This window comes from Prevotella marseillensis (genome assembly GCF_900625065.1).
In the GTDB taxonomy this organism is placed as follows: domain Bacteria; phylum Bacteroidota; class Bacteroidia; order Bacteroidales; family Bacteroidaceae; genus Prevotella; species Prevotella rara.
In genome coordinates, this window is record NZ_UYXY01000001.1 from 2476948 (window position 1) to 2489539 (window position 12592).

The window sequence follows — 12592 nt, forward strand, 5'->3', positions numbered from 1 at the left end:
TTGCTATGCTAAGAATTTTTTAGTCCAAGCGGCAAGCTCAGCGATACCTCGCATCCGGCCACCTTGCCGTCATCGCCGGTAAGGTTTCTTATGCCTAATCTTATCTTGCGCTTGTTGTTACGGTTAATTATGTTTATAGAACTTCTTATCACCTTGAGTCCGGTGCCCGTTGAGTTAGGGTCGCTGTGGCGTATGTCGAACCCGGCGCCATTGTCGGTCACGGCGATGTTGCAGCGTGAGCCTTCCATCACAACGCTCACCCTGAGCGACTTGTGTCCGGCTCGCCTTTTCAGTCCGTGCTTAATGGCATTCTCAACGAGTATCTGTATGAACATCGACGGCACCATGACATTCTGGAGCACATCATCCGGCGGCGCCTCGACGCTGAACTCGAAGTCGTCGCCTATGGACGAGCGCTCCACGCTGATATAATAGCGCACAAAGCCCAGTTCCTCCTTAAGCGACACGTAATATTTGTCAGACATCTTCAGGTTGGCCCTTATCAGCTTGGTCAGTGCCATCAGTTCGTCAGCGTCACGGCTTCCTGTCTTTGATATGCTGTTGTTGAGCACATTGAAGATGAAATGTGGCGATATGCGGCTGCGGGCATTGGCCAGCTTAAGCTGCATGAGCTGCATGTAGGTCTGCAGCCTGCGCTTGCGCATGTATGTCAGCAGATAGAGGAACAGCAACACCAGCATGACGGCAGCCAGCGCCACCACATACATCACCCATCGCACCCTGCGTATGTCGGCGTCCTTGCCCTGCAGCACAATCTGATGATGCAGCTTCAGCGTGTCCTGCGTGTATCGCATCATAATTTCCGACGTGCGCATATTTGCGGTGTTATGCTTGAGCGAGTCGTTGCGCTCAATGCTCCCCATAAGGTTTTCGTATGCCTTCTTATAATTTCCGGTCTTGGCATAATACTCGCGCAGATAGCGCTGGCGTATGTTCACAAGGTTGAAGTCAACCACGGTGTTGATCTTTTCCGCCTCGAGTATACGTCTGACCTCATTGACATCACCTTTTTTCAGTGCAAGCCCTATGCGTATTGTGTGGCAGTAATATATCGCCATGTCGTCGTTTATGCTGCCGAAGAAGGCTTCTGCCTCGTCGAGATACCTGTATGCCTCTGCCATGTTGCCGAGATTGAGATATACGTCGGCCATGTTTACCTTGCACAGATACATCTCGTAGCTCTGCTCCATGCGGCTCTGCTCAAGCAGTTTCTTGAGCCTAAGGAATATGGCCAGGGCCGACGGATAGTCTTCGGCGTAATAGTAATAGTTGCCGTAGTTGTTAAGGAAGTAGAGCTTCAGATTGAGCGGCATTAGTCCGAAGTTGCGGTCGGACACCTGATAGCAGCGCAGAGCCTCCTTGAAGTCGCCCAGATTGAGATATATACGGCCAAGCCCCATATACAGGCTAACGTTGGTCTCCTTGGGCAGGCGCAGCGAGTCAGAAAGATAAAGGGCCCGTCTGTACCACATGGCGGCATGCGGCATGTCGTTGACTGCCACGTAGGCATCGCCAAGATTGGCGCATACGTCAGGCAGGCGATACTCCATGTCGCTGCCCATGATACATTCGTACGACTTATAATATAAATCTATTGTCTCGTGCGGATTGTAATGAAACTTGTGATAATATGAGCCCTTGGCATTATATAAGAAGCCCATCATGCCCCTTACGCGCGGCGTGGGCTTCTGCCGCTTCAGAAATCCGAACGGCCCGTCCCAGTTGAGCCTCATCGTGTCGGGCGAATCGAGCGACACTCTGTAGCGCAGCCAGCGCAGGTAGAAGTCGTAATAGTCGAGGCTGTCGGCTGCATTGGCCATGCCCTCACGCATGGTGCGCATGACATATTCTGACTTAACGAATATCGAGTCGTCAAGACTCTTCAGAGCCGCCTCGTGCTCCGGCGTGCGCTCATCGCCGCGCTTTCCGTCGTCTGAACACGACATGACCGACATGCACAGCAAGGCGGCAACCGCCGAAACGGCCGCCAGCCTGCACAACGAGGTACAGGCATGAACATATAAACTGATAGCGCCGGTCACTTTCACTTACGCTGAAAATCTCTTAAACTTATGACTTCAAATAATACAAAACCGACACAAAGTTAACAAAAAATTACTTAAACAGGTATCTTTATTTGATTAAATTACGGTTATTGTTAATGTTTTGAAATGTATTTCAGCAGATTTTAGGGGTAAACGGCCATAACATGTAAACGTCTGGTTTACAGACATAAACGCATTCTTCATGATTTGCACATACAGACGACCCTATCTTCAGGCTATAACGCCCCACCCGACCTAGCCGCAGCAGGCACAATAACGCCATGAATAATACTGCTGTAGGGGCACGTTATGCCGTACTGATTCACGGCCGTTATCATACGTAAATGTAAAAGACGGCAAATCAGCCTGCAAAAGGTGGCCTTTCATGATGCAAAAGACGGTCTTTTAGACTCTAAAAGGGCACCTTTTACAAAGCCACTGATATTCAGCACGTTACAATCAGGCAGCCAACATGCCGACAGACTTGCACTACTATGGCGGAAACTCTGCCTCACAGCATCGCAGAAAGGCGAAAAATCACCGGACGGCAGACTTATCGCCCGGAGCCTTTCTGCCGGCAATCCTTACGTCATCATCCTGCTACATGTGCATAGCTGCAATCCGTACGGCAGGCGTGCCTTATCTCTGTATATCAGAAACGCGTCAACGACAGTCTGCCATTAGCCCGAGACGGACAATAATCAAGGCTGACGCCATAAGAAAACGACAATGCCCGGCACAGCCGCTAAGGCCGTGTCCGGGCATTGAATCTGTTTATCAGAATGCTACATTAAAATTATTTCACGTTTCCTACCTTTATCAGATATTCGGCTATCTGAACGGCATTGAGCGCAGCGCCCTTGCGTATCTGGTCGCCACTGAGCCAGAATGTCAGTCCGTTCTCGTCTGCCAGGTCTTTTCTTACACGGCCAACATATACGTCATCCTTGCCTGCTGTGTCGAGCGGCATGGGATAAACCAGGTTAGAGGGATCGTCCTCGAGCGTTACGCCGGGAGCAGCGGCCAGAGCCTTCTGTGCCTCCTCAACGCTGATGGGGCGCTCTGTCTCGATCCACACTGACTCAGAGTGGGCACGGAGCGATGACACACGCACGCACATTGCAGAACACTTAACGTCGCTGTGCATAATCTTGCGTGTCTCGTTAAACATCTTCATCTCCTCCTTGGTGTATCCGTTGGGCTGGAACACGTCTATCTGAGGAATTACGTTGTAAGCCAACTGATGGGGGAACTTGCTCACGGTTACGGGCTTGCCGTCGATAATCTCCTTATACTGCTGCTGCAGTTCGGCCATAGCCGCAGCACCCGCGCCGCTTGCGCTCTGGTAGCTTGCTATGTGTATGCGGCGTATGTGGCTGAGCTGCTCGAGCGGCTGCAGAACCACCACCATCATTATTGTCGTACAGTTAGGGTTGGCAATGATGCCGCGCGGACGCTTGAGGGCATCCTCGGCGTTGCACTCAGGCACAACCAGAGGCACGTCGTCGTCCATGCGAAACGCGCTCGAGTTGTCAATCATCACGGCTCCATACTTTGTTATGTCGGCGGCAAACTCTTTTGAAGTGCCGGCTCCGGCCGACGTGAAGGCTATGTCCACGTCCTTGAAGTCGTCGTTATGCTGAAGCAGTTTTACCTCATACTCTTTTCCCTTAAAAACATATTTCCGGCCTGCCGAACGCTCTGAACCGAACAGCACAAGGTCGTCAAGCGGAAAATTTCTTTCTGCGAGAACGCGGAGGAACTCTTGTCCAACAGCGCCGCTCGCGCCAACAATTGCTACTTTCATTTATCGCTTATTTTTATTACAAAATATATTAATCTGCTAATTATTCGGTACAAAAGTACAACTTTTAGCCCAATCACTGCAAAAATATGATTTTTTTTTGCACTTTTGCATATAGATTTGCAACATAACGAATATTTATGCCGGATATATCGCAATTTTTCCCCATAACAGCCCCGACGTTGATATTCTTCGTCGTGCTGTGCATCATTCTCTTCGCACCCATAATAATGGGCAAGCTGCGCATACCCCATATCGTGGGTATGGTGCTGGCCGGAGTCATCGTCGGACCCCACGGGTTCAACATCCTTGCCAAGGACAGCTCGTTCGACCTGTTCGGGCATGTGGGCCTCTACTACATCATGTTCCTTGCCGGACTCGAGATGAACATGAGCAACTTCAGAAAAAACAGGCTGCGGACGTTCACCCACGGCATCATGGCCTTCGTTATACCTATGGCCATGGGCTTCGTGTTCAACACGGCCGTGCTGAAATACAGTTTCTTAACGTCGGTGCTGCTGGCCAGTATGTATGCCTCTCACACGCTGATAGCCTATCCGACCATCCTGCGCTACGGCCTGTCCAACCAGCGCAGCGTCACGATAGCCGTGGGAGCTACGGCCATTACCGACACGCTTACGCTGCTCGTGCTTGCCATTGTGGGCGGAATGTTCAAGGGCGAGATAACCAGCAGCTTCTGGATCATGCTGTTTCTGAAGATTGCGGTGGTGTTCTTCATCATAATATTCTATTTTCCGCGCATTGCCCAGTACTTCTTCCAGAGGTATGAAGACAACGTCACGCAGTTTATCTTCGTGCTGGCCATGACGTTCCTCGGCTCGGTGATGATGGAGATGATAGGCATGGAAGGGCTGCTCGGCGCCTTCCTTACGGGTCTGGTGCTCAACAGATACGTGCCCAACATATCGCCGCTGATGACTCACCTTGAATTTGTGGGCAACGCCATATTCATCCCCTATTTCCTCATCGGCGTGGGCATGCTCGTCAACGTTAAGATACTGTTCGGCGGACTGGGCACGCTCGAGGTGGCAGCAGTGATGATTGTGGTGGCCCTGTCGAGCAAGTGGATAGCATCGCTGTTCACGCAGAAGCTGTTCGGCATGCGGGCCATTGAGCGCGAGCTGATATACGGCTTGAGCAACGCGCAGGCAGGAGCTACGCTTGCCGCAGTGCTCGTGGGCTACAACCTGATATTGCCCAACGGCCAACGCCTGCTCAACGACGACGTGCTCAACGGCACTATCATACTTATCCTCGTTACGTGCATATTCAGCTCGTTCACAACGGAGCGTGCCGCCAAGAAAATAGCTCTCGAGACCAAGAGCAGCCTGCCTAAGGACGAAACCGCTGACGACGAGAAGATAATGATACCGATGAGGTATCCTGAAACGGCCGAAAACCTGATTAAGATGGCGTCGCTGATGCGCAACCGCAAGCTCAACCGCGGCGTGGTGGCGCTCAACGTGGTCTACGACGACGACAACCGCCTGATGTATCAGGAGCGCGGACGGCAGCTGCTGGAGCACATAACCAAGGTGGCCAACTACTCGGGCATGATGGTGCAGACGCAGGTAAGAATAGCCACAAACATCAGCAACGGCATAAAGCACGCCTTCATGGAGTTTAACGCGTCAGAGCTTATCATGGGCATGCACATACGCCAGGAGGTGTCGAAGAAGTTCTGGGGCGAGTTCATACAGAGCATCTTCAGCGGCCTTAACCGCCAGATAACCATCGTGCAGTGTCTCACGCCGCTCAACACGCTGAGACGCATACAGGTGGCCGTGCCGTCGCGAGCCGAATACGAGCCGGGATTCTACCGCTGGCTGGAGCGTCTCTCGCGCATGGCCGAGAACCTTGAGTGCCGCATACAGTTCCACGCAAAGCACGAGACGCTGTCGCTCATCAACGAGTATATACAGAACCGCCATCCTGGCGTGAGGGCCGAATACACATACATGGCCCACTGGAACGAACTGCCGGGACTGGCCGACAACGTGAACGAAGACCACATGTTCGTGGTTATCACCGCACGTAAGGGCACCATATCATACAAGAACGCGCTTGAGCGTCTGCCGGAGGAGATTACGCGATACTTCGCAGGCAAGAGCCTCATGATAATCTTCCCCGACCAGTATGGCGAACCGCTGGGCGCAATGACCTATGCAGAGCCTCAGCATCACGAACAGCCTAGCGCATACGAGGTGCTGCTGACATGGGTAAGGAAAAAATTCAAGATATAAACAACTCTCTACATAACGACAACAAGCAAACAAAGAAACAGAAAAAACATGATAGATATAAAAGGCATAACCAAGAGCTTCGGCTCGCTGCAGGTGCTTAAGGGCATCGACTTGCACATAGGCAAGGGCGAAGTGGTGAGCATCGTCGGACCGAGCGGTGCCGGCAAGACCACACTGCTGCAGATAATAGGCACACTCGACAAGCCCGACAGCGGACAGATAATAATAGACGGCACCGACGTGAGCCGCCTTAACCGCAAGAAGCTGTCAGAGTTCAGAAACCAGCGCATAGGCTTCGTGTTTCAGTTTCACCAGCTTCTGCCTGAGTTCACCGCGCTCGAGAACATCATGATACCGGCCTTGATTGGCGGAAAATCGCGCAGCGAGGCAAAGAAGAAGGCCGAAGCCCTGCTCGACTTCATGGGACTGGCCGACCGCGCAAAGCATAAGCCCAACGAGCTTTCTGGCGGCGAGAAGCAGCGTGTGGCAGTGGCACGCGCACTGGTAAACGACCCTGCCGTTATTCTTGCCGACGAGCCGTCGGGCAGTCTCGACTCGAAAAACAAGGAGGAACTGCACCAGCTGTTCTTCAGTCTGCGCGACAAGCTCGGACAGACATTCGTGATTGTAACGCATGACGAAAACCTGGCAAAAATTACCGACCGCACCATAGCCATGCGCGACGGAATGCTCGAGACCGACGTCTATGCCGCAGCCGACGCAGCAACGGCAGCTAGCAGCAGCACCGCCACAACCGACAACGACACGGACGGAGCTGACCGTGCGGACGAAAATGCCGACGGCAAGGCCGAATAGAACGCAGAAAAGAACTGCGAGACCACAAACATTTGTATTATAAAAATCAAACACCGATAAAGAATATGGACTTCATAAAACTTGGCGACTACAACCTCATGAAGGTTGTCAAGAAAGTAGACTTCGGTATGTATCTCGACGGAGGCGACGAAGGCGAGGTGCTGCTGCCACAGCGCTACGTGCCCGAAGGATGTAAGGTTGGCGACGAGCTCAACGTGTTTATCTATCTCGACAACGAAGAAAGGCTCGTAGCCACTACGCTCACGCCGCTGGCCAAGGTTGGCGACTTTGCCTTCCTCAGCGTGGCATGGGTTAACGAGTATGGAGCCTTCCTCAACTGGGGACTGATGAAAGACCTCTTCTGCCCGTTCCGTGAACAGAAAATGAAGATGGAAACAGGCAAAGGCTACATCGTGCACGTACACCTCGACAGCGAGAGCTACCGCATAGTGGCCTCGGCCAAGATTGAGCGCTACTTCAGCAACGAGCAGCCCGAATACAGACAGGGCGACGAGGTGAGCCTGCTGGTATGGCAGAAAACCGACCTCGGATTTAAGGTGATAATAGACAACAAATATCCGGGACTTGTCTACAAGGACCAGATATTCAAGGATATACACACCGGCGACAGGATGAAGGGATACATAGGCACAATAAGACCCGACGGCAAGATAGACGTGACGCTGCAGCCTACGGGACGCAAGATGACAACAGAATTCAGCGAGGTGCTTCTGCAATATATGAAGGAACACGACGGCGTGTGCCGCCTGACAGACAAGAGCCCGGCTGAAGACATCTACAAGACCTTCCAGGTGAGCAAGAAGAACTATAAGAAAGCCGTGGGCGTTCTCTACAAGCGCAGGCTTATCTCTCTGTTCGACGACTGCATAGCGCTCACACAGGACGAATGACAAAAGCGCACGGCAGCACAACAGCAGGTCTGCCGTGGTGGAAACGATAAAAAAGTATATTATAAGTAAAGGCTAACGACAATGAGAAAATTCAGAAAATTAGTGGCAATAGAGCCGATAAAGATGATTCCGGAGGCTATAGACAGCCTCGGGCGGTATGCCGACGAGGTGATCATCCACAGCGATATGCCACAAACCGCTGATGAGACAGCAGCACGCATAGGCGATGCCGATGCCGCGCTGGTAAGCTTCACTACGGCCATAACCGCAGAAATCCTTGCCAAATGCCCATGCCTGAAATACGTAGGCATGTGCTGCTCGCTCTATTCACCCGAAAGCGCAAACGTAGACATCCACTATGCCGACGGACACGGAATAACCGTAACCGGCATACGCGACTACGGCGACGAGGGCGTGATAGAATACGTGGTAAGCGAGCTCGCCAGATGTCTTCACGGCTTCGGTCAGCCTGCATGGTTCGGCGCACCAAGCGAGATAACCGGCCTGAAAGCCGGCGTGGTGGGTCTGGGCAAGTCAGGAGGCATGATAGCAGACGCCATGAAGTTCTTCGGAGCCGAGGTGGGCTACTTTGCACGCAGCCAGAAACCCGCAGCCGAGGCTAAAGGCTACAGGTTTATGCCCCTGGACGAACTGGTTGGATGGAGCGACGTGATATTCTGCTGCCTCAACCGCAACACCGTGCTGCTGCACGAAAAGCAGTTTGAACTTATGGGCGACCATAAGATACTCTTCAACACCGGCCTGTCGCCGGCATGGGACGAACCTGCATTTGAAAAATGGCTCGACCGCGACAACATCTGCTTCTGCGACACCACAGGAGCGGCCGGCAGCGAGCGCATGCAAAGCCACAGGCACATGCACTGCATGGGCGTATCGTCAGGACTTACAAAGCAGTCGTATGAACGGCTCAGCCAAAAAGTTCTGGCAAACATAGAGAACTATCTGAAAGATTAGGAACTAGCTGAACATCAACATAAAAGAGGGAAGTGAAAGTAAAGGAGTTAATATATAACCTTGAAGACTTGATTACCTGCATCGGTAAAATGCAACGACATTATCACAGCCTGGCACTGCAAACAGACTGACGGTTAAAACCCTTACTTAAATACAGCATCCCAAAGTCCCTCTACAAAACAGAGCATAAGCCAACACGCCTCAAAGCTTATGCCCTGTTTTTTTGATTTCAGCCGAAGAAGTCAATAAAACAAAATTAATAAACAATAAATGCAACGACAAATGAAAACAAATATAACAACGACAGACAAAAAACCTGCAATAAAACAAGAGGAATGCATCTGCAATCAATTAAGGAATGCACCTCCTCATTTCACCGGATGTAAATTTACTTGTTTATTAAGTTTAAATTTTCAACAGCAAAATGACTACAATTAGAATTAAACTTTCTCCTCAGCTTATAAAGACGGGAGAAGAAGAACTTCTCATCGAAATAGATGAGAGCGTTCTGTCAGAAGAAAAGCTGCAAGTCAAGAAAGACAGATATTTGTTCCTATACATGGAGAAAATAATCAAAGAACTTGAAAGCAACAAGCAAAGCAGCACGGCAGATAACTACAAGAGCACGCTGAAAAGCTTTAAGCGATTCAGGAAAGGCAAGAACATCACGCTCGGCAAAATCAACGACAAGATGATGCAGCAATATGAGATGTATCTGAAAAACGAAGGAATAAAGATGAACACGATATCCTTCTACATGAGAGTGATGCGTGCGGTATACAACAGGGCGGTGAACGACGGACTCGCCACGGAGAAACAGCCGTTCAAGAACGTCTACACCGGGATTGACAAGACCGAGAAAAGAGCCATACCGCTGCAGACCATAAAGGCCATAAAGGAGCTCTATATGCCGTCGAGAGCATTACACTTTGCCAGAGACATGTTTCTCTTCAGTTTCTACACCCGCGGAATGTCGTTCATAGACATGGCTTATCTTAAAAAGACCGACCTAAGCAACGGCATACTGACATACAAGCGGCGCAAGACCAAGCAGCAGCTCTCAATAAAATGGGAGAAATGCATGCAGGAAATAGTAAACAAATGGCCATCGTACAACGACTATCTGCTGCCGATAATTACGATACCCGGAAAAGAAGAGAGAATGCAGTATAAGAGTTGCCAGAAGAACGTGAACATGCAACTCGACAAGATATCCAAAATGCTGAAAATGCGAAAAGGCATAACCATGTATGTGGCACGTCACTCATGGGCAAGCATTGCAAAAAACATGAACATCCCCATAGGAGTGATAAGCGACAGCATGGGGCACACATCGCTAAAGACCACACAGATTTACCTCAGCGCAATTGACATGGATGTCATAAATAAGGCCAACCTGAAGATATTGAATAAAATAGAGAAAAGGAACGAAGAGACAAAGCGATTTTCGCAAACCGTAAAATAAAAGTCTCATAAACCTGCAAACGACTAATTGGATATAAATACAAACAGCCTAAGCACACGTGCTTCAAAGCAACTACTAACTACATACAAAATTGACAAACTGACTCTCGGGCTGCTTTAAACTCTTAACGACTGATTATTAACTATTTAGAATTATTATTTTATCTAATATCATTTATTTAAATTGCCAACATTATGAAATGTCTTATACAACTTAAAACATCTAATATTTAGAGAATCGGTATTTCTGCGTCTTACGCACGCAGACAATCAGCATAGCAAGCATCTCTAACGATTAAAATATCATCACAAAGACGTCTTGCACTACATTGTAAAAAAGCCACAACAGATATCCGTGGCAATTTACACAATTTACCAATACGTAATCACCCTCAGGCATTACGCCACCATAAAAAAGACGGCGTTGCAGAGATTAAAATACAGGAGTCTGCCCTATCCGGGACGGCTTTCACATTAATAATAAGGGTGCTACAATATGGCGTTTGTCAACGGCACACATTCTATTAACTAACAGCATCCGGTGAAACATCATGATGTGCTGAACGCCATTACACAAAATATTGATAAAGATTATTAATTAAAAACTCCAATAAAACGGCGGAGGATGTGCTCTACACTCATCTCCCGCCGTTATTGTGTTCCATACGGGCCGACACATCAAACGCAGCATTCCACATTAGTTGTAGCCAAACAGAACCTTGCTATAGCAATGAAACATTGGCATAAATAATAATGTTACAGAATGCAGGTAGCATATACACGGCAAGTTGTATTCACTGCAAAAGGTGCCAAAACGCAATGCGAAAGGGCATGTTTTACAACATGAAATGCGGCAAATTGGAATGTAAAAGGTATGCTTTTACAACAAAGGACATAAACAGGAAAGTAAAGCGAAAAAGTTTTTTGTATAAACTCATCACTCGTCACAAAGCCTCATAACTCACTGCATGTCAGCACATTAGGCTGTGATGAGTTGCCGTACCGACTCATCACACAACAAGGTGGAAAGCCTGGCGTGATGAGTTGAGAAAGAAACTCATCACACCATAACGCATTATAATTCAACACTTTACGCATGAATGTGATGAGTGATGAGTTTATACAAAAAACTTTTTCTGTTTATTTCCGTCAGTTATCCGGCATGCTGTCGTCATGGCAACAAGGCATTAAAATAACACTATCACGCCTGCCGTAAGACATGAGCCGAAAGCCTGAAACATAAAAGGACTACTTACAGAAGCCTGCCGGATTCATAGCTTACAACTCCTCCGGCCGGATTGCAGTCCGGCAGAAAGCGGGAAACAGTACCGGACACAGCATATCCGGCACAGCCAATAATCAAAGGGCTTATCTGCCAAGATACGTCAATACTCTATCTTATCGTCTTTCTGCGCCCACATCTCAAAAGCCTTGATGGCCTCGTTGCGCATCATCTCCTCTGACGACAACTTGCGGCCTTCACGCGGCAGAGCCAGCTCGTCGTAGATAAACGAGTCGTCAAATCCGATGTTCTTGGCATCGGTCTTGTTGTTGGCAAAATAAACCTTCTTCAGTCTTGCCCAATATATTGCGCCAAGGCACATGGGGCACGGCTCACACGACGTAAAAATCTCGCAGTCGCTTAGGTCGAACGTACCCAAGGCGGCAGCTGCCGCCCTTATGGCGCTCACCTCGGCATGGGCTGTAGGGTCGTTGTTGGCCGTCACGCGGTTGACTCCTGTTGCAACAATCTCGCCGTCGCGAGCTATCACGGCTCCGAAAGGTCCTCCGCCATTGTTGACATTATCTATCGAAAGCTCTATGGCCTTACGCATAAGTTCGTCTTTTGTCATAATGATTTCTTTTATTAACGTTTGAAACAATCATACACCCGGCAGCTGCCGCAGCACGGCCTTGATGCAAGGGCGCACTTGAAGTATGACATCTGCCGGCATACCGCAGCAAATATACTAATTTATAAATTATAAAAAGAAAATAGACAAATTAAATAATAATTATTTCAACTATTTATAAAAAAATGTGGACAATGCTTCCGGCTGTCATCTGCCGGTTTTCCCCAACCGCTCACTATACTTATGCCGGCTCTTTGTCTCACATTAAGCATAACGGCAAATAACAAACAAGCGCTCAGCCAAAATCAGGCGTCAAGCTCTGCCTACGGGCTTATCAGGCGTAGTAAACCTGACACGAAAACAACGAAAAAAAGCGTGTCAGAATGCATACAAAAGCACATTCTGACACGCCTTCTTGATTAGTATATAAGAATATTAG

The 12592-nt window shown here is 49.2% G+C and carries 8 protein-coding genes; 5 read left to right on the forward strand and 3 right to left on the reverse strand.

Annotated elements, in window-relative coordinates; all coding sequences use genetic code 11:
* Positions 1–8 precede the first annotated feature (8 nt).
* Both EJL04_RS10025 and EJL04_RS10030 read right to left on the reverse strand, forming a co-directional pair.
* Positions 9–1967: a tetratricopeptide repeat-containing sensor histidine kinase gene (locus EJL04_RS10025; protein WP_164511749.1), complete on the reverse strand. Its 1959-nt coding sequence runs from the start codon at positions 1965–1967 to the stop codon at positions 9–11.
* An 895-nt stretch (positions 1968–2862) separates the two neighbouring features.
* Positions 2863–3873 carry an aspartate-semialdehyde dehydrogenase gene (locus EJL04_RS10030; RefSeq protein ID WP_021853439.1) on the reverse strand — a complete coding sequence of 337 codons (1011 nt, stop codon included), beginning with the start codon at positions 3871–3873 and terminating at the stop codon, positions 2863–2865.
* Positions 3874–4010: 137 nt separating this feature from the next.
* Here EJL04_RS10030 and EJL04_RS10035 point away from each other — a divergent pair, with 137 nt between their 5' ends.
* The 5 genes from EJL04_RS10035 to EJL04_RS10055 all read left to right on the forward strand — a co-directional run bounded on the left by EJL04_RS10035 (position 4011) and on the right by EJL04_RS10055 (position 10301).
* Positions 4011–6134 carry a cation:proton antiporter gene (locus tag EJL04_RS10035; protein WP_125104848.1) on the forward strand — a complete coding sequence of 708 codons (2124 nt, stop codon included), beginning with the start codon at positions 4011–4013 and terminating at the stop codon, positions 6132–6134.
* Between the two features lie 48 nt (positions 6135–6182).
* Positions 6183–6950, forward strand: a complete 768-nt coding sequence (locus EJL04_RS10040; RefSeq protein WP_125104849.1) for an ABC transporter ATP-binding protein — start codon at positions 6183–6185, stop codon at positions 6948–6950.
* A 65-nt stretch (positions 6951–7015) separates the two neighbouring features.
* Complete coding sequence (locus EJL04_RS10045) at positions 7016–7861, forward strand: CvfB family protein (RefSeq protein ID WP_125104850.1); 846 nt, start codon at positions 7016–7018, stop codon at positions 7859–7861.
* Positions 7862–7942: 81 nt separating this feature from the next.
* The gene (locus EJL04_RS10050; protein ID WP_053399246.1) at positions 7943–8836 is read left to right on the forward strand and encodes an NAD(P)-dependent oxidoreductase; all 894 of its coding nucleotides are present in this window, start codon (positions 7943–7945) and stop codon (positions 8834–8836) included.
* Positions 8837–9260: 424 nt separating this feature from the next.
* Positions 9261–10301 (forward strand): tyrosine-type recombinase/integrase, encoded by a 1041-nt coding sequence (locus EJL04_RS10055; RefSeq protein ID WP_125104851.1) that lies wholly within the window; start codon positions 9261–9263, stop codon positions 10299–10301.
* Between the two features lie 1384 nt (positions 10302–11685).
* Here the strand turns inward: EJL04_RS10055 and EJL04_RS10060 are convergent.
* A complete protein-coding gene (locus EJL04_RS10060; protein ID WP_021854210.1) occupies positions 11686–12153 on the reverse strand; it encodes a nucleoside deaminase in 468 nt (155 codons plus the stop codon).
* Positions 12154–12592 lie beyond the last annotated feature (439 nt).